This window comes from Pantoea sp. T14 (genome assembly GCF_036663535.1).
Lineage (GTDB): Bacteria > Pseudomonadota > Gammaproteobacteria > Enterobacterales > Enterobacteriaceae > Pantoea > Pantoea phytostimulans.
In genome coordinates this window covers 131836-158530 of sequence record NZ_JAWUEB010000026.1, presented here as the reverse complement: position 1 = coordinate 158530, position 26695 = coordinate 131836, and the positions used below count along the sequence as shown (strand labels likewise).

The window sequence follows — 26695 nt, the reverse complement described above, 5'->3', positions numbered from 1 at the left end:
GTGCAACCATGTTAATCGTGAGCCAGATAGCAAGGTTTCCACGTCGTCGAATGTTAAATTTCAAAATGCGGCACAGATCTTGCTGCAAGAATCTGGCCAACGTGGCAGGCCAGAGAAACCGCGGGTTTTATAAGAACGTTCTTGGGTGCAACTCCAGATCTGTGAGCGAGTGCAACCTCTGAGCAATTTTTCGCAAACGGTTAGTGAAATCGCTGTAGCGCCTGTGTTAAATCCATTGTGCGCGTCACGCCTTTCCGGCAGGATACTGCGCCTCGGGGAAATGGCTCATGCCCTGATGAGGATACGCTGCCTGGTTACCCCGTTCCGGCAACCACCAGCAAGCGATTTCTCTGGGGAAATTAAATAATAAATGGAGAGACAGATGAGTATAAGCACACCAATGTTGGTGACCTTTTTGATTTATATTCTCGGGATGATACTGATTGGCTTTATTGCCTACCGTTCAACCAAGAATTTTGATGATTATATTCTGGGTGGTCGTAGCCTCGGTAGCGTTGTTACAGCCTTGTCCGCAGGGGCATCTGATATGAGTGGCTGGCTGTTAATGGGGTTGCCAGGTGCCATTTTCATTTCTGGTATCTCCGAGAGTTGGATCGCTATCGGCCTGATTATTGGCGCATGGCTAAACTGGAAAATTGTAGCGGGTCGCCTGCGTGTTCAAACGGAGCACCACAACAATGCCCTGACGCTGCCAGACTTCTTCTCCAGCCGTTTTGAAGATCACAGTAAAATTCTGCGTGTTATCTCCGCGATCGTTATCCTGGTTTTCTTCACTATCTATTGCGCCTCGGGCGTGGTGGCCGGGGCGCGCCTGTTTGAAAGCACCTTTGGCATGAGTTACGAAACCGCATTGTGGGCTGGCGCCGCAGCGACCATCCTCTATACGTTGGTGGGCGGATTCCTTGCGGTCAGCTGGACCGATACCGTGCAGGCCAGCTTGATGTTTTTTGCGCTGATTCTGACGCCTGTCATTGTGATTATCTCGGTCGGCGGCTTCTCAGATTCACTCGCAGTGATTGAAGCCAAAAGCCTCGAAAATATCGACATGCTGAAAGGGCTGAATTTTGTTGCGGTGATTTCGTTGTTGGGCTGGGGCTTGGGCTACTTTGGGCAACCGCATATCCTGGCGCGCTTTATGGCAGCGGATTCGCACCGCTCCATTCGTACCGCACGCCGCATTAGCATGGCCTGGATGATTTTGTGCCTGGCAGGTGCCGTGGCGGTCGGCTTCTTCGGCATCGCTTATTTCCAGAACAATCCATCACAGGCCGCAGGCGTGAGTGAAAATGGCGAACGCATCTTTATCGAACTGACGCGCATTCTGTTTAACCCATGGATCGCCGGTATCCTGCTTTCCGCCATTTTGGCAGCAGTGATGTCAACGCTGAGCTGCCAACTGTTGGTCTGCTCCAGCGCCTTGACGGAAGATCTCTATAAAGGGCTATTTCGCAAAAACGCCAGCCAGAAAGAGCTGGTTTGGGTAGGGCGCTTAATGGTGCTGTTGATTGCGATAATCGCCATTGCGCTGGCTTCGAATCCAGAAAACCGCGTACTGGGTCTGGTGAGCTATGCCTGGGCAGGTTTTGGTGCTGCCTTTGGTCCGGTTGTGCTGTTCGGCGTTTGCTGGAAGCGCATGAACCGCAATGGCGCGCTGGCCGGTATGGTTATCGGTGCCGTTACGGTGTTGGTATGGAAACAGTATGGCTGGCTGGATCTGTATGAAATCATCCCAGGCTTTATTTTTGCCAGCATCGCAATTGTGGTTTTCAGCCTGATGGGCCGTGCGCCGTCAGCCGAAGCCATGAAACGTTTTGATGCGGCAGAAGCGGAGTTCCAGACGAAATAACCTGCTTTCCTACCGAAGCCCGCCTTCTGACAAGGCGGGCTTTTTTTATGGCTTGTTACAAAGCTTCTTGCGACAAAAGCGAAATAATCTCACTCAGCAACTTGTTTTTTACTCAGCGATAATGATAATCGAACTCGTTTAGATTTACGAAAATTTACTTGTTATTGACGCTGCTTAACATTCAAGAGGTTGGCGATGTTTGTTCCGTTTCTCATCATGCTGCGTGAAGGCTTAGAAGCCGCATTGATTGTCAGCCTGATCGCCAGCTATTTGAAGCGCACCCAGCGTACTCAATGGTTTCCTGCCCTGTGGGCTGGCGTATTTATTGCCGCTGCGCTCTGCCTTGCGCTAGGTATCTTCATCAACGAAACCACCGGCGAATTTCCGCAAAAGCAGCAAGAGCTGTTTGAGGGCATCGTGGCCGTCATTGCGGTGGTGATTCTGACCTCAATGGTGTTTTGGATGCGTAAAGTGGCGCGCAACATCAAAGGCGAGCTGGAGCAGGCGGTCGATCAGGCGCTGACAAAAAAGGGCGGCGGCGGGCTAGCGCTCGTGTTGATGGTGTTTCTTGCGGTGGCGCGGGAAGGGCTGGAATCGGTATTTTTCCTGCTGGCCGCCTTTACGCAAGATGTTGGATACGCGCCACCGATCGGTGCGGTGCTAGGCCTGGCCACAGCGGTGATACTCGGCATGCTGCTCTATTGGGGCGGTGTTCGGCTGAACATGGCGCATTTCTTTCGCTGGACCAGCGTGTTTATTTTATTTGTCGCGGCGGGTCTGGCGGCGGGTGCGATACGCGCTTTTCATGAGGCGGGCCTCTGGAACCATTTTCAGGATGTGGCCTTTGATCTCAGTGGCACCTTATCTACGCATTCGCTGTTCGGCACCTTGCTGGAGGGCATATTGGGTTATCAGGAGGCGCCAAGCATCAGCGAAGTCACGGTCTATTTCTGCTATCTGATACCGTTTTTACTGCTTTTTTTCACGCCAACGCGACCGACCACATCAGCTGCCGTGCGCTAAGCCATTACTGAGCGCGCACCTCGCGCTCGCCATAATCATTAAAGGGACAGAATTATGATGACGCGTTTCCGCCGCAAGGCACTGCTGGCTTCGCTGCTGGCTATCTCTGGTTCAGCCGCAGCCGCAGCCGTTCCGCAGGTGACCGTTAGCGTGAATGACAAACAGTGTGAGCCGATGTCACTGACGGTAAAGGCGGGTAAAACCCAATTCCTGATCAAGAACAACAGCCAGAAAGCGCTGGAATGGGAAATCCTGAAAGGTGTGATGGTGGTCGAAGAGCGCGAAAACATTGCACCGGGCTTCAGCCAGAAAATGACGGCCACGCTGGAGGCTGGCGAATATGACATGACCTGCGGGCTGCTGAGTAATCCGAAAGGTAAGCTGATTGTCGAAGCCAGCGGTACAGCAACAGCGAAGAAGGGCGGCGATGTGATGCAGCTGGTTGGCCCGATTAGCGAATATAAAGCTTACGTTACCGGTGAAGTCGCACAGTTGGTTAGCGGCACGCAAGCCTTTACCGATGCGGTGAAAGCGGGCGATACAGAAAAAGCCAAAGCGCTGTTTGCCCCGACTCGTCAACATTACGAGCGCATTGAACCGATTGCAGAACTGTTCTCCGATCTCGACGGCAGCATTGATGCCCGCGAAGATGATTATGAGAAGAAAGCGGAAGATCCTAAGTTCACTGGTTTCCACCGTCTGGAAAAAGCGCTGTTTGCGGACAACAGCACCAAAGGTATGGAAGGTTATGCTGATCAGCTAAACAAAGATGTATTGGATCTGCAAACGCGCATCAGTGAGTTGGCTTTCCCGCCAGCAAAAGTTGTGGGTGGTGCCGCCGGATTGATTGAAGAGGTCGCTTCCAGCAAGATTTCCGGTGAAGAGGATCGCTACAGCCGCACCGATTTGTGGGACTTCCAGGCCAACGTTGATGGCGCACAGAAGATCGTTGAACTGCTGCGACCCATGGTAGAGAAAGCCAATCCACAGTTATTGGCGAAAGTGGAAGGTAACTTCAAAAAAGTCGATACCATTCTCAGCAAATACCGCACTAAAGAGGGCTTCGAATCTTATGAGAAGCTCACTACCGCTGACCGTAACGCGCTGAAAGGCCCGATTACCGCGCTGGCAGAAGATCTCTCTTTACTGCGTGGAACCTTGGGTCTGAATTAAGCATGAGCAATCAGCAGGATGACGCGCAACCCGCGCGTCGTCGTTTATTAAAAGGGTTAGGCTTGCTGGGAGGCGCGGCGGCGTTAGGCGGCGGTTGCCCGTTTCATGCTGCCGCCGAAAGCTTTTCTCCCGGCACGGTGACACCCAATGCGCGTCAGCAGGTGCAACCGTTTTATGGTCAGCATCAGGCGGGCATCATTACGCCACAGCAGGCATCAATGATGCTGGTGGCGTTTGACCTGTTGGCCAGTGACAAAGCCGATCTGCAACGCTTGTTCAGATTGCTCACGCAGCGTATCGCCTTCCTGACTACGGGCGGGCCCGCGCCAGTCGTCACAAACCCGCAACTACCGCCAATGGATTCAGGCATTTTAGGGGCGCAGATTGCGCCTGATAACCTTACCATCACCGTTTCGGTAGGCACGTCGCTGTTTGATGAACGCTTTGGTTTAGCTGCGCATAAACCAAAAAAGTTGCAGGTCATGACGCGCTTTCCTAACGATTCGCTCGACGCGAATCAATGCCATGGCGATCTGCTGCTGCAAATTTGCGCCAATACTCAGGATACGGTGATTCACGCGCTGCGCGACATTATCAAACACACGCCCGACCTGCTCGGCGTGCGCTGGCGGCGTGAAGGCTTTATCTCAGATCACGCCGCACGCAGCCTGGGCCAGGAGACGCCGATCAACCTGCTGGGTTTTAAAGATGGTAGCGCTAATCCCGATAGTCATGACGCTGCGTTGATGAAGCAGATGTTATGGGTCACTGATGACCAGGATGAACCCGCATGGGCGCGCAACGGCAGTTATCAGGCGGTGCGTATCGTCAGTTTCCATGTGGAAATGTGGGACCGTACACCATTGGGCGAGCAGGAGACCATTTTTGGGCGTGAGAAGCTGAGCGGGGCGCCGCTGGGCATGAAGCACGAACGCGATGTGCCGGATTACAGCCGCGATCCTGACGGTGAAGTCATTGCATTGGATGCGCATATTCGTTTGGCCAATCCACGTACCCCTGAAACTGACAGCAGTTTGATGCTGCGACGCGGTTACAGCTATTCAGCCGGCATCTCTGCTTCTGGTCAGTTAGAAATGGGCCTGTTGTTTGTCTGTTATCAGCACGATTTAGAGAAAGGGTTTATTACGGTACAGAACCGGCTGAATGGCGAAGCGCTGGAAGAATATATTCGTCCGATCGGTGGCGGATATTTTTATGTTTTGCCCGGCGTTGCTGATGAGCATCATTATTTAGCGCAATCGCTACTTGAAGCCTGATAGCATTTTAGCCACCACCTTCTGCTGCGCCGTCGGCAGGAGGTTTCTCGTCTTGCATCTGCCTTCTGAGTTTATTCAGGCAAAAATTTACGGATTCTCCTAATTTTTCCCAATAAAGATGAATATGGTAACTATCTGTTAAATATACTTAATTTAATTTAAATACGTAAATTTCTTACCCCGAATTACGCAATTTCTTTGCCGTCAGGTAAAATTAGAGTTGCAAACCCACGTGAAGATGATGCAATTTAATCCTTAAGCGTAATCAGACGTGTTGATGTATCACACTGGAGTTCGCGCATGGGTCGAACCTTATATGGACAGCTAAATGTAATTACCGCATCGCAATTTTTTGCGAGGGCTAATTTTCCCCTTGAACTCCACTTCTCTGACCTTTTCTTTCCAAATCGAATTCTTCGTTGTCCGGTGTACAGCAATGCTGTTGCGCTGCTGCATACCTTTCTTCATGGTCATCACGGCTTACAAGGAAGCCAATCAAAACCTCTAAAGCGTTCACGTAATCGCAAAGGGCCAATAGCCTGGAGCGGGAAATGAAACCAACTGTAAGGTGCCACTATGGGAAGACAGAAAGCAGTGATCAAAGCGCGTCGAGAAGCCAGACGAGTGCTTCGCAATGACTCTCGCAGTCATCGTCAGCGTGAAGAAGAATCGGTCACTTCGCTGGTGCAAATGGGTGGGTTAGATTCAATTGGCATGGCACGCGATGCGCGTGACCGGGGGCCAATTGAAGCTCGAAATGAAGCTCAGGCGCACTATCTCAACGCCATAGAAATGAAACAGCTGATTTTTGCAACTGGTGAAGCAGGTTGCGGTAAAACCTGGATCAGCGCCGCGAAAGCGGCTGAGGCCCTGATTCATAAGGATATCGACAGGATAATCGTCACGCGCCCGGTGCTACAGGCGGATGAAGATCTGGGGTTCCTCCCCGGAGATATCTCAGAGAAATTCGCTCCGTACTTCCGACCGGTTTATGACATTCTGGTTAAACGTCTTGGCGCATCCTTCATGCAATATTGTCTGCGTCCAGAAATCGCCAAGGTAGAGATCGCGCCATTTGCTTATATGCGCGGACGTACCTTTGAAAATGCGGTCGTTATTCTGGATGAGGCGCAAAACGTCACCGCCGCGCAGATGAAAATGTTTCTTACACGCCTTGGCGAAAACGTCACGGTAATCGTTAACGGTGATATTACCCAGTGCGACTTGCCCGCTGGGGTGCCTTCCGGTCTCGCAGACGCGTTAGCGCGTTTCGAAGAGGACGAGATGGTTGGCATTGTCCGTTTCGGCAAAGGGGATTGTGTACGTTCGGCGCTCTGCCAGCGTACGCTGCATGCTTACAGTTAGTCGTTGATTGTACTAGAGTTCGATTGAGTTGATGTAGCGCAAAACCCGGCTTCGGCCGGGTTTTTTTATGCCTTTATTATAAAAATAAAACGCAAAAAAAATGCCTGAACAGATGTTCAGGCATTTCTTTGAAATGTTGGCGGTGAGAGAGGGGTTCGAACCCTCGATACGTTGCCGTATACACACTTTCCAGGCGTGCTCCTTCAGCCACTCGGACACCTCACCACATTTTTTTGTTAACCGCGCTGGGTCAACGGGGCGGTACTATAGGGATCAGGCATAAAACGGTCAAGCACTATTTTTCTCTTTTCTTCTATTCGCTTAAGCTCTGAACGAATCGCTGTAGCGCTGCGCAGCTTGCTGATTTTGTCATCAAAATGACATCCTGCCGACACAAAAATATCACCAAACCGTCGCAAACTTAGCGCCTGAAATCTCTGGTAATTATTGCTCATAAGGAAAGACAACATGACTCAGGCTCGCTTATTGACGGTTTCTCTGCTCACCAGCTTACTCGCCACCTCCGCCATTGCTGAAACAAATACCTATTCTCGCGCAGCGCAAGGGGATCTCAGTCAGCACGGCGGAGCCCGACGTTTAACTGGCGATCAGACTGAAGCGTTGAAAGCATCGTTACGTAATACCACCGCGAAAAACGTGATTTTACTGATTGGCGATGGCATGGGTGATTCAGAAATCACTGCTGCGCGTAACGTAGCAGAAGGGGCGGGCGGTTTTTTCAAAGGCATTGATGCACTCCCGCTTACCGGACAATACACGCACTATTCACTGGATAAGAAAACCCATAAACCAAATTACGTTACCGATTCAGCAGCCTCAGCCACTGCCTGGGCAACCGGCACCAAAAGCTATAACGGCGCAATTGGCGTAGATGTGAATGGCAAAGATCAGGTCACGCTGTTGGAGTTGGCGAAAGCGGCGGGCAAGGCAACCGGTAACGTTTCGACCGCTGAGTTGCAGGACGCGACACCCGCCGCGCTGATGGCGCATGTCACGTCACGTAAATGCTACGGGCCGGAAAAAACCAGCGAGCTTTGCCCGACTAACGCGTTAGAACAGGGCGGTAAAGGCTCGATTACCGAGCAGATGTTGAAAACGCGGCCGGATGTCACCTTAGGCGGTGGCAGCAAGAGTTTCAATGAGGTGGCGAAGGCGGGTGATTATCAGGGGAAAACACTGAATGAGCAGGCCCAGGCGCTGGGCTATCAAATGGTCAATGACTGGCAAGGGTTGACCCGTATTACTACCGCCAACCAGCAGAAACCGCTGCTTGGGTTGTTTTCAGCGGGCAACATGCCTGTGCGCTGGCAAGGGCCAAAAGCCAGCTATCACGGCAATATTGATAAGCCGGTAGTCACCTGCGAAGTGAACAAGGATCGTCCGGTCGCAACACCTACGCTGGCGCAGATGACCTCGAAAGCCATTGAATTATTGAAAACCAATGAGAATGGCTTCTTCCTGCAGGTAGAAGGCGCTTCCATTGATAAGCAGGATCACGCGGCGAATCCTTGTGGTCAGATTGGTGAAACCGTTGATTTGGATGAAGCGGTACAGCAGGCGCTGGCGTTTGCGCGTGAAGAGGGCAACACGCTGGTAGTGGTGACAGCGGATCATGCACACAGCAGTCAGATTGTTGAAAATGGCACTAAGGCGCCAGGCTTGACCCAAGCCGTTAATACCAAGGATGGCGCGATTATGACCATTAGCTACGGCAACTCAGAAGAAGATTCGCAGGAGCATACCGGTTCACAATTGCGTATTGCGGCTTATGGGCCACATGCAGCAAACGTAGTGGGTTTAACCGATCAGACGGATCTGTTCTTTACGCTGCGTGATGCGATGGCGTTGAAGTAAGGCCGGGCAGCACCGCAATGAGCATAGTGCAGTGTCTTCCTCCCCCTTTATGGGGGAGGAACGAGGTGGGGACAGCGCACACCTCATAAAAAACGCGCTCTCCCGAAAGAGTGCGCGCCTCAATCAAAAACCACTGCGTCGAAAAACTACGCTTTCACGCGGTTAGCAAAACTTTTACGCAGCTTCTGCAATTTAGGTGGGATCACCGCCATGCAATATCCATTGCGCTGACCGGCTCCTTCCCAGTAATCCTGATGATACGCTTCGGCGGGATACCACTCTTTCAGCGGTTCAATGGTGGTCACCACCGGCACGGAATGATCCGCTTGAGCACGCTCAATGGCAGCACGCGCTTCCGCTTCCTGTTCTGCATTAGCAGGGAAAATTGCTGAACGATACTGTGTGCCAATATCATTGCCCTGACGATTAAGCTGGGTCGGATCGTGAGTCACAAAGCTAATATCCAGCAGGTCACCATAACTCACTTGCTCTGGATCGAAACCGATACGAATCGCCTCTGCATGACCGGTTGCGCCGCTGCAGACTTGCTCGTAGGTGGGATTGGGACGTGCGCCGCCGGTATAACCACTTTCAACGGACTCAACGCCAATCACATCCTTAAATACCGCTTCGGTACACCAAAAACAGCCGCCTGCGATCACTGCGTATTCGATTGCCATAATGCTTTACTCCTGTCAGGTCGAAAGGAAACAGGTGGGGGCGCGGTGCGCGCATTTCAACTAAATCAGCATCTCTGGCTTAAAATCCTTGCTCTTATCCAGCATCTTATCGCCCATGATGGTGAAGCGGCCTTCACCGGTGTAGTGCAGCGTCGTGGGAAATTCGGGCTGTTCCGCAACGTGCGCTTTAACGATTTCAAAGATAAACAGGTTGTAGTTATCGACCATGGAATCGTCGTAAAGCTGACATTCGAAACTGGCAAAACACTCAGCAATTAATGGCGCACCTACGCTGTGTGCCGGTTCGGCTGTTAAACCAAAGGCATCAAACTTATCGAGTTTATCGCCATGGCTGTTTCCGATAGCCACAACTTTATCGATGAGTTCAGCCGTAGGGAGATTCAACACGCATTGCCCGCTGTTACGGATCAGTTCGTGGCTAAAGTTCATGCTGGATATCATGCAGCCCACCAGCGAGGGAGAAAACTCCAAAACGGTATGCCAGCCGAGCGTCATGATGTCGCTCTGCTCCTCGAACTGCGAACTCAGCAGCAGCACCGGTCCAGGTTCAAGATATTTACGTGCTTTGCTCACGGGGAAGGTGTATTTGTGCATTCGTTGACTCATGGCTGCGCCTCTTTGATCAGAACCTAGCCATTAAGTGTAGAAGCCAAAAAAGAAGGCGGCTGAGCCGCCTGATTAAGATGTGATTAACCCCGCGTCAGAACGAGCGACCGACGCAAGACTGAAGAGGCGCAGCACGAATAAGCTCAATGGCCTGTTGTTTATCAGTTGCCAGGCCGTAACGTTGTTTTACTGGCCTAAGGTTTCCTTAATCTCCCGCTGGGATACTCTCCTCACTGTATAAAGGAGAGAACCATGAAACAGATTATTAATTCCACCAGCGAGATGGCGACACTGCTGTTTAGCCTGTTGGTTATTGTCGCTTTCCTTCACATTTGGTTTACGGCTTAACCTGGGGTGGCAGACTAAACTTCACCCATGCCCGGCAGCCTGAAGTGTGACGGCGATTCTCCAGGAAAAACTGACTTTTATGTAGCTGAACGATGCGGCTGACGATGCTCAATCCCAATCCAATGCCGCCATAACGACTGTCCATCCGAATAAATGCTTTGCTGAGTTCGCCACTTTTACTTTCATCGATACCGGGACCTTCATCTTCAACAATCAATGAAGGATGCGGCGCGTGGGTCACTTGCAGAGTAATGGTGCTGGCATGCGGGCTATAACGATGTGCATTTTCGACTAAATTACGTAACAGCATTTTCAATAGCGTGGCATCGCCACGAACAAATACTTCCTCTGCGACAACCAGCTTTAGCGACTGCTGATGAACCGCCAGCATGGTGCTGAGTTCATTCTCCATCGGCAGGACCACATCCTCAATTAACCCCACGTTTTGATAAGTACCCGACGTAAAAGATTGACCGGCGCGCGCCAGTTGCAGCAGTTGCGTCACGCTGTTGGTCATCTGATCAAGTCGCTGTAACAGCGGCTGCACGTTGATGTGGTTTTTGCGTTCAATCAACTCCAGATGCAGTCGCAACCCCGCCAGCGGGGTACGCAGTTCATGCGCCACATCCGCCGTAAAAAGCCGTTCTCGCTCGAGGCTGGTGGTCAGACGTGAAACCAGCTGGTTTATCGCCTGCGTCACGGCATTGATTTCGCGTACCGAACTGTCAGAGCGAAGCGGATCAAGATCTTCTTCGCTACGCTGTTCCAGCTGGCGTTGTAATTCTGAAAGCGGGCGGGTAATCCATTTCACCGCTTGATAGCAGAGCAGCAGCGTCATAATGATCATCACCAGGCTTGGCACCGCCAGGCTGGCGACGGCTTCATGAACCTCTTTCTCAACATGGCGATTCATGTTGCGATTTTCCAACGTCGCTTCAACCAAAAACTGAATTTGCTCTTTGCTTTCATGCCAGAGCCAGGCAACGCTAATCAACTGGCAAAACAGCAAAATTAATCCAATCGCGAGCAATAACCGAAAACGCAGCGTACTGCCGTTGTGCTGCTTAATAACGTTTCTCATTGGGTCTCATTGTGTTTAAGCGGCTGCACCAGCGCATAGCCGAAGCCTCGCACCGTGCGGATGGCGCCTTTGCCGATTTTGTCGCGCAAGTTATGAATGTGGACTTCGAGTGTGTTGGTTGAAGGCTCGGTCTCAAAGTTATAGATATCCTGATAAAGGATCTCGCGGTGTACCGGGTTGCCCGCTTTAAGCATCAGTCGTGACAGGATGGCGAACTCTTTTGGCGTCAAATCCAGCAGCTGTTCGGCAAGATGGATTTGCCGGTGTGTCATATCCAGCGTTAAGTTGCCGACCTGAACCTGGCTGTCACCCTGGTTCACATGGCGGCGGATCAGTGCCCGAATACGCGCTAACAGCTCATCAAGAGAAAAGGGCTTGATCAGATAATCATCAGCGCCCGCATCCAGCCCTGCAATGCGCTCACTGATGCTGTCGCGGGCGGTCAAAATCAGCACAGGCACTCTTTTTTTCTGTCGGCGCAGACGCAGTAAAAAGTGCAGACCATCTTCATCGGGCAAGCCCAAATCCAGCACCAGCAGACTATACATGCCGCTAGCGAAATGCGCTTCAGCGTCACGTACCGTGGAAACGCCATCACACACGTAACCTTCGCCTTCCAGCGCTAACATTAAACCCTGCAACAGCAGGGCATCATCTTCCACGATCAGAATCTTCATTTCGGTGTACTCCGACACATCGTCAAAATGTCATCCGCGGGCTTATATTCATGCGTGGCGGTGCCGGTTAATCCCAGCACGGTAGAAAACAGATTATCCTGCGAAAAATCATCTGTCGCCGCCAGTTTGCTCAGGCAAGACGCATTCACGCCATAACGATGCTGATAATCATCCGATAACCACAGCAGCATCGGAATATGCTTTTGTGTTGATGGCGCAATCGCATAGGGCAAACCGTGCAGATAGGCGCCGTTTTCACCCAATGATTCTCCGTGATCGGAAAGGTAAACCAGGCTGGTAGTGAACTGCGATTGATGCGCACGCAACAGTCCGATCGCCTTATCAACCACGTGATCAACATACAGCAGGGTGTTGTCATAGGTATTCACCAACTGCTGCTGTGAACAATCCTGAATCTGATTGGTTTCACAGGTTGGCGTGAACTGACGAAACGACGGCGGATAGCGATGATTATAGGTCGGGCCATGGCTGCCAATGGTATGCAGCACGATGATGCCGTTGCCTTTGAGCTGATCAATGTACTGCTCCAAACCATGAAACAGCACGTCGTCATAGCATTCACCTGCAATGCACATGCCGGGTAGATTCAGGCTGGTCATATCCTGATGCGGTACGCGGTCGCAGGCACCTTTACAGCCGCCATCGTTTTCATTCCACAGCACGCTGATCCCGGCGCGTTGAATAATATCCAGTAAACCTTCCTGATGGCTGGCCAGCGTTTCGTCATAATGCGCGCGCGGCATATTGGAAAACATGCAGGGCACCGACACCGCGGTTGCGGTTCCGCAAGAAACCGTGTGCGGGAAATAGATCACCTGATCTTTTGCCAGCAGCGGATTAGTTTGACGAGCGTAACCGGACAAAGAGAAGTTATCAGCCCGCGATGTTTCCCCTACGATCAAAATCGTCAGGTTCTTTTTTCCGCCTATCATTTGCGGTTGCTGGTGGGCGTCTTCACCAATCCTCACCAGCGGCAAATTCTCTAATTGATGGTGCCGGTAATAGGAGAGCGAGGCGGCAATGCTGTTGGAAGGGCTCAGCGCTTTAACCAGTTCGCGATGATTACGAAACATTGAGGCGTAATCTTTATAGAACAGCAGGGCGACTAACAGAATGAGCGCAGTAGAGAGCGCAATACTGATCAGGCGATAGAGCAAACTTTTCCAGTAAACGGCCGGTTTTTTAATGCGTACCAGAAAAGCCAACAGCGCCATCAGGCCACCCGTCAGCAGCAACGCAAACAACAATTGAGGCGTTATCAGGGCATAGCTTTCAGAAACAGTGGTGTCCAGCATGTTCACGATCATCGAACGGTCAACAATGATGCCGTAGGTCTGGATGAAATATTGCGCCGAAGCCGATAACAAAATGAACAGCGCAATGACAACGCGGTCCAGCCACAGAAAGGAAGCCAGCGTGACAACGATGTTGATCACACTGAAAGCGACCAGCGGCATGGAAACAAACACCAGCACCGCATGAAGGTCTGTCAGCGGCAATATCGCCAGTACCTGCCGGTAATAAGCAATGTTGAGGAAAACTGAAATATAAACAGAGAACAGAATCAGAAAAGTCAGGCGGTTTAGCACTGGCCTTTTCAACGGCAGCAAGGACATGGAAAGCACCAAATAATCAACAATGTGCAAGAGATTGCCGATTTAAGATTAGGAAAACCTTAAGAAGCTTAAGCTTTGGCAAAGAACGTCATGGGGTTGCTGAACGGTTTACTTTTGGTGGGGATATCACGCTTTCAAAAAGCGTTGCCTGAAGCAAAGAGCGGAGCACTGCTACCGTTAAAGATTGATACCGTTCTCCATTTCGAAAAATTCAAAAAATAAGCGTAGCGGCTGGCACAACATATGCATATTTGTGGCAAAAACCGACTTAGCGTCTACACTTTACGTCACGATGTATTTTTACAAGATGGCGTTATCAGCAAAAACGTATGCGTTTAAGGAGCGTGACTCATCATAACGGTGTGGTTTTTGGTTCTCCCTCCTTGCCCCCCGAATTGGCCTTGTGTCACCCCTGTTGCTGGTTTCCCCCTCTTTCAGAGACATCCTCTGGTTTTTAAGTCATCACGCGGTTAGCGTTGATAACCATTTTTTACAAGCAAATTGGAACAAAGGAGAAGACACGTGACCCAAGCGGCAAATCACTCTGCCACGTTACCGTCATTGAGCGGCGGTCTGTATGCCTTCTTTTTTGATGTAGATGGCACGCTGGCAGCGATTCAGTCCCGGCCAGAATCTGTGTTCATCCCTGCTAACGTCATTGATCAGCTGCAGCAGCTCTCGTCACTCTGCAACGGCGCATTAGCGCTGGTATCAGGACGACCTATTGCGCAACTTGATGCTTTATCCGCACCGTTAAAAACGCCTGCAGCGGGCGTACATGGTGCCGAACGGCGTGACTCACAAGGCGAATTTCATCGGATTACGTTGCCGGTAGAAGTGGAACAAACGTTACGAGAAGAGTTACAGCACGCCATGGCGCAATGGCCAGGAACGCAGCTTGAGAGTAAAGGCATGGCCTTTGCACTGCATTATCGTCAGGCGATGCAGCATGAACAGGATGTGATGCGTTTGGCTGAACAATCGGTGAAACGCTTTCCAGGACTGGCGCTTCAGCCAGGGAAATGTGTCGTCGAGATCAAACCGCAAGGCATAGATAAAGGCGCGGCCATTCGCGACTTTATGCAAAAACCCCCTTTTACCGGACGCATTCCGGTATTTATTGGTGATGACCTGACGGATGAGAAAGGATTTCTCACGGTAAACGCCATGCAGGGTATTTCCGTTAAGGTTGGCGAAGGCGCAAGCCAGGCGCGCTATCGACTGAATGATGTCGATGCCGTCTACGGCTGGCTGGAGCGCAGTTTATTACAATTAAAACATGACAACGTCGGTAAGGAGTTTAGGTTATGAGTCGTTTAGTGGTTGTTTCTAACCGTATAGCTATTCCTGATGGGTCAAAATCCAGCGCAGGCGGCTTGGCTGTCGGTATTCTTGATGCGTTGAAAAGCACCGGCGGCCTGTGGTTCGGTTGGAACGGTGAAATTAGCGAATTTTCTGGTGAAGAAGAAGATGATACTGCCCAAGTGGAACACGACGGCATTACTTACGCCTCTTTTCCACTGAGTCAGAACGACTATGATCTTTATTATTGCCAGTTTTCTAATACTGTCATTTGGCCCGCTTTCCACTACCGTCTGGATTTAGTCCAATTTCAGCGTGAAGCTTGGGACGGATATTGTCGGGTTAATGAAGAAGTTGCCCAGCGTTTAAAACCGCTGATTAAACCAGACGATATATTATGGATTCACGATTATCATCTGCTGCCTTTTGCTGCGGCTCTGCGCAAAGCGGGAATTAAAAACCGCATCGGCTTCTTCTTACATATTCCATTCCCTACGCCAGAGATCTTTAATGCACTGCCGCCGCATCAGGAATTGCTGGAAATGCTGTCTGAGTATGATCTGTTAGGTTTCCAGACTGAATCAGATCGCGTGGCTTTCCTCGACAGCATGAGTCAGCTCACTCAGATGCAAAATAAAGGCAATAATTTGCACCGTGCCTTTGGTAACACTTTTATGACCGAGGTGTACCCAATTGGTATTGAGCCGGACAGCATTAAAGAGATGGCAGAAGGGCCGCTACCGCCAAAAATGGCGGCGATGAAGCGCGAATTAGGCGATGCACGCAATATCATTGCCTGTGAACGTCTCGACTATTCCAAAGGTTTGCCAGAGCGTTTTCTGGCCTACGAAGCGCTGCTGGAAAATTTCCCAGAACACCGCGGCAAGATTCGTTATTCGCAAATTGCGCCTACCTCACGCGGTGACGTGCAGGCGTATCAGGACATTCGTCATCAGCTGGAAACCGAAGCCGGCCGTATCAACGGTAAATACGGTACGCTTGGTTGGACGCCGCTCTATTACCTTAACCAGCACTTTGATCGCCGTCTGTTAATGAAAATCTTCCGTTTAACGGATGTCGGTCTGGTTACGCCGCTGCGTGATGGCATGAACCTGGTGGCAAAAGAGTACGTAGCGGCGCAGGACCCTGATGACCCGGGTGTGCTGGTGTTGTCGCGTTTTGCTGGTGCCGCTAACGAACTGACATCTGCCTTGATCGTAAACCCTTACGATCGTGATGAAGTGGCGGCTGCACTCGATAGAGCCATTACGATGCCGCGTACTGAAAGGATTTCGCGCTACAACGACATGATGGCGGTGCTACGTAAAAACGACATTACCGCATGGCGTGAGCATTTCCTGAAAGATTTAGAAAGCCTCGCATCGCGCGATGATGAACAGGCATCAGAGAACAAAGTGGCAGCTTTTCCTAAGCTTGCTTGATTGATCTCAACAGCAGCACGCCAGGGACGGCATGCTGACACACTTTGCCCGGGTTAATCGGCTACATATCCTTCACTTTCCCTCTCTAACGCCTACTAACGTGACTAAACAATTAATAAGCGCAGCGAGATAATTTAGCTGCACTTTAGCTAAATAGCCTTCTGTCGCGTCTTTATCGCCATTCATACGCTTTTTTCTGCCCGATCCCTAAAGTTTTTACTACCAGCGCCGATAGTTCTTACGCACAAATGTATACATTCCACGATTCATTCACTCTGCTTATGTAACCCATTGTTACATCTGCTGTCTTACGCTAAACACTCATGCCCGACTGTTAACGTTTCGTTGCCTGAAAGCAGGAAAACCCCGCACTTTGCCTTAACGCTTCCATTACTCACACTGCGTAACATTACCTATAAGTGATTAATTTAAAAGAAAATTACTTGAGGGTTCTTTGGCATATTATTCTACTTATACTGTTTACGGTGGTCTTAAATAGGGCATTAAAACCATTAACACAGATAAAAGATCGCCTTAACTTCTCCCTCTGCAAAATAGAGTGCGAAAAGTCTTAATAAAACCTTTGAAAGGACTAATTAAGGCGTTTATAAGGTAAATTTGTACAAAAAGTAATCAACTGGTTGGTGATGGTGAAGCGTTACTGAAGAAATTTGCCTTAAAAGTGTGATCTACGTCACACTTTATCTAAAATTTCACGGGAGTGTCGTTGTATGTAGAAATCAGACGATATAGATTTGCCTTGTTTTAAGAATAGTCTTAAAAAAATGTAAGAAGACGTCACGGAAGATGGTTACAAACTCAAGAATAAAATGGCCTGGAGTTTTGACTTTAGACTGGTTCGGTTTCTCCAAAGAAACGAGACAGACTTCAATGACCATATGCTTTAAATGATTTTATTTTTGCCATCTTTAGATTTACCAACCAGCAGCTCGATACGCAGATATATATTTGCGGAAGTGTTTTGTCGCATCTCTCAGGATGGAAAAAATGGGCACATCTGAATTACTAAAACATATTTACGATCTTAACTTGTCATATTTGCTGCTTGCGCAGCGTTTAATAAACCAGGAAAAAGCGTCTGCAATGTTTCGCCTTGGTATTGATGAAAAGATGGCTAATGCTTTATCTGAATTAACGTTGCCAGAAATGGTTAAATTAGCAGAAACGAACCAATTGATTTGTCAGTTTCGCTTTTCCGACAGCACGCACATTAATCGCCTGACGCAAGAATCTCGTGTGGATGATTTACAACAAATTCATACGGGTATTTTATTATCCAGCCGTTTATTGCGTAATGCGTCTAAAGATGACGCGCCTGCTAAGAAGAGGGCGATGTAATGTCTGAGAAAAGTATTGTTCAGGAAGCACGTGATATTCAGCTCGCGATGGAGCTGATCACGTTGGGTGCTCGCTTGCAGATGTTAGAGAGCGAAACCCAGCTAAGTCGTGGTCGCCTGATTAAGTTATATAAAGAGTTGCGCGGCAGCCCACCGCCAAAAGGGATGCTGCCTTTTTCTACCGACTGGTTCATGACCTGGGAACAAAATATTCACGCGTCGATGTTCTGTAACGCCTGGAAGTTCCTGTTGAAAACCGGTTTGTGCAGCGGCGTTGATGCCGTCATTAAAGCGTACCGTCTTTATCTTGAACAGTGTCCGCAAGCAGACGAGGGCCCGCTGTTGGCGCTCACGCGCGCCTGGACCTTGGTACGATTCGTTGAAAGTGGCATGCTGGAATTAACAGACTGTAAATGCTGCAATGGTAGCTTTATTAACCATGCGCATCAGCCTGTTGGCAGCTTTGTATGCAGCCTTTGCCAGCCGCCATCACGTGCCGTAAAAAGACGTAAACTTTCTGCAGATACTGCCGATATCTTTCCACAACTGCTGGATGAACCGGTTAAACACGCCGTTTAAGTTTGTTCGCACTGTGGAAGCCATCCAGCAGCGGTTAATACCGCTGCTTTTTTTTTGCTTCCGATTTGCTAACAACCATTGCGGCTTTCTGGCTTAACTTCCCCAACACGTTACGGACGTAAGGAATTTTTGTGCTGATAATTTTGGGTTATATCGTGGTGTTAGCGTCCGTGTTGGGCGGCTACGCGCTGGTAGGCGGCCACTTGGGCGCGCTTTATCAACCCGCTGAATTATTAATGATCGGCGGAGCCGGGTTAGGGGCCTTTTTGGTCGGTAACAATGGCAAGTCTATTAAGAAGACCTTAAAAGCGCTGCCGCTATTAATGCGGGGTTCTAAATATAACAAAGCCATTTATATGGATTTAATGGCATTGCTGTACCGCCTGATGGCGAAATCACGCCAGCAAGGCATGTTATCGCTGGAAAGTGATATTGAAGATCCCAGTCAGAGTGAAATTTTTGCTAATTATCCGCGCATTTTAGCCGATAAGCAGCTGGTGGATTTTATTACTGATTATTTACGTCTAATGGTCAGCGGCAACATGAACGCGTTTGAAATTGAAGCGCTGATGGATGAGGAAATTGAGACCTACGAACACGAGTGTGACGTACCGGCTCAAAGTATAGCGGCGATAGGGGATGGCTTACCGGCATTCGGCATCGTGGCCGCGGTGATGGGAGTGGTGCACGCATTGGCTTCCGCCGATCGTCCGGCAGCCGAGTTAGGTGCGTTAGTGGCCCACGCCATGGTCGGCACCTTCTTGGGGATTCTGTTGGCGTATGGCTTTATTTCACCGCTCTCTTCGGTGCTGCGTCAGAAATGTGCTGAATCAACCAAGATGATGCAATGCATCAAAGTGACGTTGCTCTCAAGCCTGAACGGGTATGCGCCGCAAATTGCCGTGGAGTTTGGTCGTAAAACCTTGTACTCGGCTGAACGTCCCTCTTTCAGTGAACTGGAAGAGCACGTGCGTAACGCGAAGAACCCGGCGAAACAGACTTCGGATCAGAGCTCATGAATAACGGCAATCGCCCAATTGTGCTGGTTAAAAAGCGCAAGTCTCACAAACATGAAGGAAGTCATGGCTCGTGGAAAATTGCCTATGCCGACTTTATGACGGCGATGATGGCGTTTTTTATGGTGATGTGGCTGCTTTCAATCGCTAGCCCAAAAGAGCTGGTGCAGATTGCCGATTACTTCAAAACGCCCCTCAAAGTGGCGTTAAGTGGCGGGCCACGTAGCAGCGACAGCGTTAGCCCGATTCCGGGTGGCGGTGAGGATTACACCCAGAAAACCGGTGAAGTCAAAAAAGAACCGAATCTGGATGGGGAGAAACGCAAGCTGGATGACATTCGTCTGAATCGCCTGCGCGAAAAACTCGACCAGCTGATTGAGGCCGATCCGCGCCTTAAAGCGCTGCGTCCGCATTTGATTATCAACATGGTGGAAGAAGGGCTGCGCATTCAGATCATCGACAGCCAAAATCGACCGATGTTTAAAACCGGCAGCGCCGAAGTAGAACCTTACATGCGCGATATTTTGCGCGCCATCGCGCCGGTGCTAAATGACATTCCTAACCGCATTAGTCTGGCCGGGCATACCGATGATTTTCAATATGCTGGCGGCGATCGGGGATACAGCAACTGGGAGCTTTCAGGCGATCGTGCCAACGCTTCCCGTCGCGAATTAGTGGCTGGCGGCCTCGACAGCGGCAAAATCTTGCGCGTGTTGGGCATGGCCGACACCATGAAATTGAAAAACCGTGGCGGCAATGACGCTGTTAACCGCCGCATTAGTTTACTGGTGTTGAACCACGACACCGAAGCGGCAATAGAAAAAGAAAACGCAGAAAGTGATGCCGTCCAGATCAGCGATCCGGCGGCAATTGAACAGATTACCGCACCGCCAACACCAGAAGGCAGCGCGGTGAATACAGCAGCCCCGTCACAACCGAGGTGATCCCGTGAGCATGGACATCAGCGATTTTTACCAGACGTTTTTTGATGAAGCCGATGAGCTGTTAGCGGATATGGAACAACACCTGTTGGGACTTGATCCCCAGGAACCAGACTCCGAACAGCTTAACGCCATCTTCCGCGCCGCCCATTCTATAAAAGGCGGAGCCGGTACTTTTGGCTTTACGGTATTACAGGAAACCACTCATATCCTGGAAAACATTCTGGATGGTGCTCGTCGCGGCGAGATGCAGCTCAGCACCGACATCATCAACCTGTTTTTGGAAACCAAAGATATTATGCAAGAACAGCTCGATGCCTATAAAACCGCGCAAGAGCCAAACGCGGAAAGCTTCAAATATATCTGTGAAGCGTTACGCCAGCTGGCGTTAGAGGCAAAAGGTTTACCGGCCAACGTCGCTGTGCCCGCTGCTGCTGCGCCCGTCGAGGTTGCACCAAGCACCGGTGGGTTGCGTGTCCAGTTAGTCGATCTCAAAGAGCGCGAAGTCGATTTGATGCTGGAAGAGCTGGGCAACCTCGGCACGTTAAGTAACGTGCAGAAGGGCAGCAACTCTCTGGAAGTCAATATTGACGGCGTCGGCAAAGATGACATCGTTGCGGTGCTCTGTTTCGTGATTGATGAAGCGCAAATTCGTTTCCCTGAAGCGGCTCAAGCGGCTGAAGCGCCAATCAGCGCACCGGTCGTTGCCGCACCTGTTGTGGCAGCCGTTGAAACCGCGACCGTGACAGACATTCCGGTTGCGGCTAAACGCGAAAGCAAGCGCGTTGCTGCGCCCGCCAAAGCCAGCGAATCCAGCAGCATTCGTGTTGCGGTTGAAAAGGTCGATCAGCTGATTAACCTGGTCGGTGAACTGGTGATTACCCAGTCGATGCTGGCACAGCGTTCCGGTGAACTTGATCCTGTCGCACATGGCGATTTGCTGAACAGCATGGGACAGCTGGAGCGTAACGCCCGCGACCTGCAAGAGTCGGTGATGTCGATTCGTATGATGCCGATGGAATATGTATTCAGCCGCTTCCCGCGACTGGTGCGCGATCTTGCCAGTAAGCTGGGCAAGGAAATCGAGCTAACGCTGCTTGGAAGTTCAACTGAACTCGATAAGAGTCTGATCGAACGCATTATCGATCCGTTAACCCACTTAGTGCGTAACAGCCTCGATCACGGTATTGAAACACCTGAAAAACGCCTGGCTGCAGGCAAAGTGACCACCGGTAATTTAACACTGTCGGCGGAACATCAGGGGGGCAATATCTGCATTGAAGTCTCTGATGATGGTGCCGGTCTGAACCGTGAACGTATTCTCGCTAAAGCGCTCTCTTCTGGCCTGCCGGTCAGCGAAAACATGAGCGATGAAGAGGTCGGCATGCTGATCTTTGCACCTGGCTTCTCTACCGCTGAGCAGGTGACCGATGTGTCCGGGCGCGGCGTTGGCATGGACGTGGTGAAACGTAATATCCAGGAAATGGGTGGCCACGTTGAAATCGCGTCGAAGCAGGGCAAAGGCACCACCATCCGTATTTTGCTGCCGTTGACGCTGGCGATCCTCGACGGCATGTCCGTTCGCGTCGCTAACGAAGTGTTCATTCTGCCGCTTAATGCGGTAATGGAATCGCTCCAACCGCGTGCCGAAGAGCTGAAACCGTTGGCGGGTGGCGAATGCGTGCTGGAAGTGCGCGGTGAATATCTGCCACTGGTGGAATTGTGGAACGTATTTGATGTGCGGGGCGCGAAAACCGAAGCGACGCAAGGCATCGTCGTCATTCTGCAAAGCGCCGGCAAGCGTTATGCACTGCTGGTGGATCAACTGATTGGTCAACATCAGGTCGTCGTGAAGAATCTGGAAAGTAACTATCGTAAAGTGCCGGGCATCTCTGCGGCCACCATCCTTGGCGATGGTAGCGTGGCGCTGATCGTGGATGTTTCTGCGCTGCAATCACTCAACCGTGAAAAACGTGTGGCTGGCGCTGCCGCCTGATTGATAAAGAAAGGGTAAATAACATGACTGGAATGGCAACCGTGACAAAAATCGTTGGCGAAACCGTCGGCCAGGAGTTCCTGGTCTTCACGCTGGGCGATGAAGAGTACGGCATTGATATCCTCAAGGTTCAGGAAATTCGTGGTTACGATCAGGTAACACGTATTGCGAATACGCCAGAATTCATCCGTGGCGTCACCAACTTGCGTGGCGTAATCGTGCCGATTATCGATCTGCGCGTGAAGTTTTCCCAACCGGATGTGGAGTACAACGACAACACGGTAGTGATCGTGTTGAACCTGGAAAACCGCGTAGTAGGTATCGTGGTTGACGGGGTGTCTGATGTGCTGTCATTAACGCAAGACCAAATTCGTCCTTCACCAGAATTTGCCGTGACCATGTCTACTGAATACCTGACAGGGCTTGGCGCACTCGGCGATCGCATGCTGATTTTGGTCGACATCGAAAAGCTGCTGAGCAGCGATGAGATGGCGTTAGTGGATGGGCTGCGCGCCTGATTCTGCAATCACGGATCGGCCTTTGGTCGGTCCGTGATATACCCGTCCTACTTCAAGTCGCTGATGCGTTGGCTGCTCTTATTCACCCAAATTACTGACTTTGGTCAGCTCATTGGGGGTCACTCGTTTGCCGTCTTCCTGCGATTAGAATGAGTTAGGGTATAGTTCATTACTGAAACATTCACTTATAAATCAAATAATAATAGTTATCCTCTCTCTAATTTCTTCTCTCTGCTTGCCGATAATTCGTTCGTCTTTTATTACACATTTTTTCAGGGTCAATCATGTTATCAAAAATCCGTGTTGTAACCAGTTTACTGCTGGTGTTACTGATGTTCGGCTTGTTGCAGCTCATTTCCGGCTCAATTTTTTATAAAGCGCTAAGCCACGATAAGCAGAGTTTCGCGGTGTCGCAGTTAGCGAGCAAAAATACTGATGCGCTAAATGATGCCTATATGAACCTTAACCAGAGTCGCATTGCATTGACTCGCGTTCAGCTTCGTATGGCAACCAGCAAACTGTCCGGTAAAGAGGCCGATGTTGAAGCGTTGTTTAGCGACAGCCAACGTTTTCAGGAGCGTGGTGCTAGCTTCTATAAAACCTTTAAAACCACGCCAGATACGCCGGGACAAAATGCCCAGCTCAATAATCAGCTGGATGAATCCTACGCCGCGTATGCTGCTGCGTTAGGTCAACTGCATTCAGCGTTGATGGCTGAAGATATGGACGGTGCGGCTAAAGCGCCCGTAGCTCCCAGTCAAAGCGCTTTCCTGAAAATTTATACCGACTGGCGTACCGATCAAAACCGTCTGACCGCTGCGGGTGTCGAAGAAAACGCCCATGCTTACGATCGCATGTTAGGGATCCTCGGTCTCATCACTGCGCTGGTTATTATTATTATTGCGTTGTGTTGGGTCGGGATGCGCCGCGTGCTGATCAATCCGCTAAACAGCAATATCACCCATATCCAACACATTGCTCAGGGTGATTTGACCCAATCTATTGTGGTGGAAGGGCGCAATGAAATGAGTCAGTTAGCCGCGAGTCTGCATGAAATGCAGCAGTCGCTGGTGCGCACTGTGAGCAACGTGCGCGACGGTTCAGATGCCATTTTTACGGGCGCGAGCGAAATCTCAGCCGGTAACAACGATCTCTCTGCGCGTACAGAGGAACAGGCCGCTTCGCTGGAGCAAACCGCTGCCAGCATGGAGCAACTCACCGCGACCGTGAAGCAGAATGCTGAAAATGCACGTCAGGCATCCAAACTGGCGCTGAGCGCCTCAGAAACCGCGCAGAAAGGCGGTAATGTGGTGGATGGCGTGGTGAAAACCATGAGCGATATCGCCGGAAGTTCCAAGAAAATTGCGGATATTACCAGCGTGATCGATGGCATCGCCTTCCAGACTAATATTCTGGCACTGAACGCTGCCGTAGAAGCTGCGCGTGCTGGAGAGCAGGGACGAGGTTTTGCCGTAGTTGCCGGTGAAGTGCGTAATTTGGCCCAGCGCAGTGCGCAAGCTGCAAAAGAGATCAAAAGCCTGATCGAAGATTCTGTGAATCGTGTTAACACCGGTTCTGCCTTAGTGGGCACCGCAGGCGAAACCATGAGTGATATCGTCAGCGCGGTAACGCGCGTCACCGATATCATGGGTGAAATCGCGTCGGCGTCAGATGAGCAGAGTCGCGGTATTGATCAGGTAGGCCAGGCGGTAACAGAGATGGATCGCGTGACCCAGCAGAATGCCTCGCTGGTAGAAGAATCGGCTGCTGCAGCGGCTTCCCTGGAAGAGCAGGCCAGCCGTTTGAGTCAATCGGTTGCGGTGTTTAAAGTTCGCCGCGAGCAGGCTGTTCAGACGTTAACTAAGCCGATCCCGAGTGCTGCGCCTACGTTGAATACACCGCGTAAAGCATTGACTACGCCGGTTAATGATACGAACTGGGAAACGTTTTAAGCATTCTCTTTAGTACCGTGATGCGGGATTTTACACTCGCATCGCATTCAACATCCCGTGCTTTTCAGACGAAAAGCACGGGCCACTGCGTAAAGATGGCATAAACAGCGCCCTGTGGCGGACGCTTTACGCCGCGACCGAGCTTCCCACCTTCATAACCGCAACGTGCCGTTTGTTTTCAACATGTCTTCTCACGCCTTCCCTGAACGCATTACCCATCCCGCCGCAAATACCCACACAAAATAAACGACTACTTAGATTAATTACAAAAGTCAGTTGTTTTGTAAAACAGGGAAAACTCACTAACAAATCCCATTTCAGCGCCGATATAGCCGCTGCACCTTAACCAATTTTCCGGGGAAAAAGATGTTGAAACGAATAAAAGTGGTGACCAGCCTGATCGCAGTCTTGGTGATTTTTGGCGCTTTACAGTTACTTTCGGGCAGCCTGTTTTGGTCGGCTTTAAACAAAGATAAAGAAGCCTTCGCACTGTCACAAATCTCAACACGCAACGTCACAGCAATGAGCGATGCATGGATCGAACTTAACCAGACGCGTACCGTGCTCAACCGTGCGATGTTGCGTTTGCAAACCAACATGGCGTCGAAAATCAACGGCGGCAATCTAAATGACCTGATTAATCAGGCAAAACAACAGCTGGCAGTAGCCGATCGCTCTTTCCAGGTTTATTACAACTTACCGGGTACGCCAGGGTTCGATAACGTTATACGCGATCGCCTTGAGGCGGATTACGCAAATTACCATGATGGCTTAAAAGCGATGCTGGAACGTTTGCAGGCCAACGATCTGGAAGGGATGTTCAAACAGAACATCGAACAGAAACAGAACGACATGAAAGTCAGCTACAGCGAATGGCGTGCAAAACAGACTGAGCTTTCTGAGCAAGGTTTATTACAGAACCAAAAAGCCTTTACGCAGATGATGTGGTTGCTGGGTATTGTGGCGGCCTCGGTGATTGCGGTAATCGCTGCATGCTGGTTTGGTCTGCGTCAGGTTTTGATTCAGCCGCTGCATCGGGTGCTGGAGCATATTCGCGCTATCGCTGCGGGCGATTTAACCCAACCGATTAGCGTGGAAGGGCGCAATGAAATGAGCCAGCTGGCGGCAGGTTTACAGGAAATGCAGCAGTCGCTGATGAACACCGTCAGTGATGTGCGCGACGGCTCTGACGCAATTTTTACCGGTGCGAGCGAAATCGCGGCAGGAAATAACGACCTTTCTGCGCGCACCGAAGAGCAAGCGGCCTCGCTGGAGCAAACGGCTGCCAGCATGGAACAGCTTACCGCAACGGTAAAACAGAACGCCGACAACGCCCGTCAGGCCTCGCAATTAGCACTGACGGCATCTGAAACGGCACAGCAGGGCGGCAAAGTAGTGGATGGTGTGGTCAGTACCATGAAAGAGATTGCCGGCAGTTCGAAGAAAATCGCCGACATTATCAGCGTGATTGATGGCATTGCTTTCCAGACCAACATCCTTGCACTTAACGCGGCAGTAGAAGCGGCTCGCGCCGGTGAGCAGGGCCGGGGTTTTGCCGTGGTGGCCGGTGAAGTCCGCAGTCTGGCGCAGCGCAGCGCGCAGGCAGCGAAAGAGATCAAAGGCTTGATCGAAGACTCGGTTTCCCGCGTCAATAGCGGTTCGTTACAGGTGGAAAGCGCCGGTAGCACCATGAGTGACATCGTCGGCGCGGTGACTCGCGTAACCGACATCATGGGTGAAATCGCCTCTGCGTCTGACGAGCAGAGTCGCGGCATTGAGCAGGTGGGTCAGGCGGTGACTGAAATGGATCGCGTGACCCAGCAAAACGCCTCGCTGGTTGAACAATCTGCGGCGGCGGCGGCGGCACTTGAACAGCAAGCCAGCGCGTTAACGCAGGCCGTTTCGGTGTTTAAAACGGTTCGCACATAACCTCGGTATCTCCTTTCTGCGGCGGCGGGTCC

At 50.8% G+C, this 26695-nt stretch carries 22 protein-coding genes and 1 tRNA gene; 16 read left to right on the top strand and 7 right to left on the bottom strand.

Annotated elements, in window-relative coordinates; all coding sequences use genetic code 11:
- The first annotated feature begins 382 nt into the window (after positions 1 to 382).
- From putP to phoH, 5 genes are all read left to right on the top strand, one after another.
- Positions 383 to 1867 (top strand): sodium/proline symporter PutP, encoded by a 1485-nt coding sequence (gene putP / locus SC127_RS15875; protein WP_243077695.1) that lies wholly within the window; start codon positions 383 to 385, stop codon positions 1865 to 1867.
- 195 nt (positions 1868 to 2062) lie between these two features.
- Positions 2063 to 2890 (top strand): iron uptake transporter permease EfeU, encoded by an 828-nt coding sequence (gene efeU / locus SC127_RS15870; RefSeq protein ID WP_243077696.1) that lies wholly within the window; start codon positions 2063 to 2065, stop codon positions 2888 to 2890.
- A 54-nt stretch (positions 2891 to 2944) separates the two neighbouring features.
- Complete coding sequence (gene efeO / locus SC127_RS15865; RefSeq protein WP_332627106.1) at positions 2945 to 4063, top strand: iron uptake system protein EfeO; 1119 nt, start codon at positions 2945 to 2947, stop codon at positions 4061 to 4063.
- 2 nt (positions 4064 to 4065) lie between these two features.
- Positions 4066 to 5340, top strand: a complete 1275-nt coding sequence (efeB, locus tag SC127_RS15860; RefSeq protein ID WP_332627105.1) for an iron uptake transporter deferrochelatase/peroxidase subunit — start codon at positions 4066 to 4068, stop codon at positions 5338 to 5340.
- Between the two features lie 576 nt (positions 5341 to 5916).
- Positions 5917 to 6705 (top strand): phosphate starvation-inducible protein PhoH, encoded by a 789-nt coding sequence (gene phoH / locus SC127_RS15855; protein ID WP_215846568.1) that lies wholly within the window; start codon positions 5917 to 5919, stop codon positions 6703 to 6705.
- A 137-nt stretch (positions 6706 to 6842) separates the two neighbouring features.
- On the opposite strand, the gene SC127_RS15850 is transcribed toward phoH, so the two are convergent.
- Together SC127_RS15850 and SC127_RS15845 are read right to left on the bottom strand one after the other, a co-directional pair.
- Positions 6843 to 6930 (bottom strand) — tRNA-Ser (locus SC127_RS15850).
- Positions 6931 to 6941: 11 nt separating this feature from the next.
- The gene (locus SC127_RS15845) at positions 6942 to 7160 is read right to left on the bottom strand and encodes a hypothetical protein (RefSeq protein ID WP_243077699.1); all 219 of its coding nucleotides are present in this window, start codon (positions 7158 to 7160) and stop codon (positions 6942 to 6944) included.
- Between the two features lie 13 nt (positions 7161 to 7173).
- Between SC127_RS15845 and phoA the strand changes: the two genes are divergently transcribed.
- Positions 7174 to 8580, top strand: a complete 1407-nt coding sequence (gene phoA, locus SC127_RS15840; protein ID WP_243077700.1) for an alkaline phosphatase — start codon at positions 7174 to 7176, stop codon at positions 8578 to 8580.
- Between the two features lie 146 nt (positions 8581 to 8726).
- Here phoA and msrA read toward each other — a convergent pair whose 3' ends face one another.
- From msrA to eptA, 5 genes are all read right to left on the bottom strand, one after another.
- Positions 8727 to 9260, bottom strand: coding sequence for a peptide-methionine (S)-S-oxide reductase MsrA (gene msrA, locus SC127_RS15835; RefSeq protein WP_215846570.1), 534 nt, complete (start codon positions 9258 to 9260; stop codon positions 8727 to 8729).
- 60 nt (positions 9261 to 9320) lie between these two features.
- Positions 9321 to 9887, bottom strand: a complete 567-nt coding sequence (locus SC127_RS15830; protein ID WP_215846571.1) for a flavin reductase family protein — start codon at positions 9885 to 9887, stop codon at positions 9321 to 9323.
- 337 nt (positions 9888 to 10224) lie between these two features.
- The gene (pmrB, locus tag SC127_RS15825) at positions 10225 to 11316 is read right to left on the bottom strand and encodes a two-component system sensor histidine kinase PmrB (protein ID WP_215846572.1); all 1092 of its coding nucleotides are present in this window, start codon (positions 11314 to 11316) and stop codon (positions 10225 to 10227) included.
- Positions 11313 to 11993 carry a two-component system response regulator PmrA gene (pmrA, locus tag SC127_RS15820; protein ID WP_243077701.1) on the bottom strand — a complete coding sequence of 227 codons (681 nt, stop codon included), beginning with the start codon at positions 11991 to 11993 and terminating at the stop codon, positions 11313 to 11315. Before pmrA ends, pmrB begins: the two co-directional genes overlap by 4 nt.
- Positions 11990 to 13630: a phosphoethanolamine transferase EptA gene (eptA, locus tag SC127_RS15815; RefSeq protein WP_332627104.1), complete on the bottom strand. Its 1641-nt coding sequence runs from the start codon at positions 13628 to 13630 to the stop codon at positions 11990 to 11992. The genes pmrA and eptA overlap by 4 nt, the downstream gene beginning before the upstream one ends.
- Positions 13631 to 14152: 522 nt before the next feature.
- On the opposite strand from eptA, the gene otsB reads away from it, so the two are divergent.
- From otsB to SC127_RS15765, 10 genes are all read left to right on the top strand, one after another.
- A complete protein-coding gene (gene otsB / locus SC127_RS15810) occupies positions 14153 to 14941 on the top strand; it encodes a trehalose-phosphatase (RefSeq protein ID WP_332627103.1) in 789 nt (262 codons plus the stop codon).
- On the top strand, positions 14938 to 16374 hold the full coding sequence (gene otsA, locus SC127_RS15805) for an alpha,alpha-trehalose-phosphate synthase (protein WP_215846574.1): 1437 nt from the start codon (positions 14938 to 14940) through the stop codon (positions 16372 to 16374). The genes otsB and otsA overlap by 4 nt, the downstream gene beginning before the upstream one ends.
- A 1008-nt stretch (positions 16375 to 17382) precedes the next feature.
- Positions 17383 to 17733 (top strand): flagellar transcriptional regulator FlhD, encoded by a 351-nt coding sequence (gene flhD / locus SC127_RS15800; RefSeq protein WP_215846575.1) that lies wholly within the window; start codon positions 17383 to 17385, stop codon positions 17731 to 17733.
- On the top strand, positions 17733 to 18311 hold the full coding sequence (flhC, locus tag SC127_RS15795) for a flagellar transcriptional regulator FlhC (RefSeq protein ID WP_215846576.1): 579 nt from the start codon (positions 17733 to 17735) through the stop codon (positions 18309 to 18311). The genes flhD and flhC overlap by 1 nt, the downstream gene beginning before the upstream one ends.
- Positions 18312 to 18442: 131 nt before the next feature.
- Positions 18443 to 19330 (top strand): flagellar motor stator protein MotA, encoded by an 888-nt coding sequence (motA, locus tag SC127_RS15790; RefSeq protein WP_215846577.1) that lies wholly within the window; start codon positions 18443 to 18445, stop codon positions 19328 to 19330.
- Entirely contained in the window at positions 19327 to 20271 is a 945-nt protein-coding gene (motB, locus tag SC127_RS15785) for a flagellar motor protein MotB (protein WP_215846578.1), read from the top strand. The genes motA and motB overlap by 4 nt, the downstream gene beginning before the upstream one ends.
- A 10-nt stretch (positions 20272 to 20281) precedes the next feature.
- Entirely contained in the window at positions 20282 to 22264 is a 1983-nt protein-coding gene (cheA, locus tag SC127_RS15780) for a chemotaxis protein CheA (RefSeq protein WP_332627325.1), read from the top strand.
- A gap of 23 nt (positions 22265 to 22287) precedes the next feature.
- Positions 22288 to 22782, top strand: a complete 495-nt coding sequence (cheW, locus tag SC127_RS15775; RefSeq protein ID WP_215846579.1) for a chemotaxis protein CheW — start codon at positions 22288 to 22290, stop codon at positions 22780 to 22782.
- 284 nt (positions 22783 to 23066) lie between these two features.
- Positions 23067 to 24734, top strand: a complete 1668-nt coding sequence (locus SC127_RS15770; protein ID WP_332627102.1) for a methyl-accepting chemotaxis protein — start codon at positions 23067 to 23069, stop codon at positions 24732 to 24734.
- Positions 24735 to 25100: 366 nt separating this feature from the next.
- Positions 25101 to 26663, top strand: a complete 1563-nt coding sequence (locus SC127_RS15765; RefSeq protein ID WP_243077705.1) for a methyl-accepting chemotaxis protein — start codon at positions 25101 to 25103, stop codon at positions 26661 to 26663.
- Positions 26664 to 26695: the final 32 nt, after the last annotated feature.

Coding starts and splice junctions, on each gene's coding strand:
- putP (WP_243077695.1), top strand. CDS start 383: ATGAGTATAAGCACACCAATGTTGGTGACCTTTTTGATTTATATTCTC.
- efeU (WP_243077696.1), top strand. CDS start 2,063: ATGTTTGTTCCGTTTCTCATCATGCTGCGTGAAGGCTTAGAAGCCGCA.
- efeO (WP_332627106.1), top strand. CDS start 2,945: ATGATGACGCGTTTCCGCCGCAAGGCACTGCTGGCTTCGCTGCTGGCT.
- efeB (WP_332627105.1), top strand. CDS start 4,066: ATGAGCAATCAGCAGGATGACGCGCAACCCGCGCGTCGTCGTTTATTA.
- phoH (WP_215846568.1), top strand. CDS start 5,917: ATGGGAAGACAGAAAGCAGTGATCAAAGCGCGTCGAGAAGCCAGACGA.
- SC127_RS15845 (WP_243077699.1), bottom strand. CDS start 7,160: ATGAGCAATAATTACCAGAGATTTCAGGCGCTAAGTTTGCGACGGTTT.
- phoA (WP_243077700.1), top strand. CDS start 7,174: ATGACTCAGGCTCGCTTATTGACGGTTTCTCTGCTCACCAGCTTACTC.
- msrA (WP_215846570.1), bottom strand. CDS start 9,260: ATGGCAATCGAATACGCAGTGATCGCAGGCGGCTGTTTTTGGTGTACC.
- SC127_RS15830 (WP_215846571.1), bottom strand. CDS start 9,887: ATGAGTCAACGAATGCACAAATACACCTTCCCCGTGAGCAAAGCACGT.
- pmrB (WP_215846572.1), bottom strand. CDS start 11,316: ATGAGAAACGTTATTAAGCAGCACAACGGCAGTACGCTGCGTTTTCGG.
- pmrA (WP_243077701.1), bottom strand. CDS start 11,993: ATGAAGATTCTGATCGTGGAAGATGATGCCCTGCTGTTGCAGGGTTTA.
- eptA (WP_332627104.1), bottom strand. CDS start 13,630: ATGTCCTTGCTGCCGTTGAAAAGGCCAGTGCTAAACCGCCTGACTTTT.
- otsA (WP_215846574.1), top strand. CDS start 14,938: ATGAGTCGTTTAGTGGTTGTTTCTAACCGTATAGCTATTCCTGATGGG.
- flhD (WP_215846575.1), top strand. CDS start 17,383: ATGGGCACATCTGAATTACTAAAACATATTTACGATCTTAACTTGTCA.
- flhC (WP_215846576.1), top strand. CDS start 17,733: ATGTCTGAGAAAAGTATTGTTCAGGAAGCACGTGATATTCAGCTCGCG.
- motB (WP_215846578.1), top strand. CDS start 19,327: ATGAATAACGGCAATCGCCCAATTGTGCTGGTTAAAAAGCGCAAGTCT.
- cheA (WP_332627325.1), top strand. CDS start 20,282: ATGGACATCAGCGATTTTTACCAGACGTTTTTTGATGAAGCCGATGAG.
- cheW (WP_215846579.1), top strand. CDS start 22,288: ATGACTGGAATGGCAACCGTGACAAAAATCGTTGGCGAAACCGTCGGC.
- SC127_RS15770 (WP_332627102.1), top strand. CDS start 23,067: ATGTTATCAAAAATCCGTGTTGTAACCAGTTTACTGCTGGTGTTACTG.
- SC127_RS15765 (WP_243077705.1), top strand. CDS start 25,101: ATGTTGAAACGAATAAAAGTGGTGACCAGCCTGATCGCAGTCTTGGTG.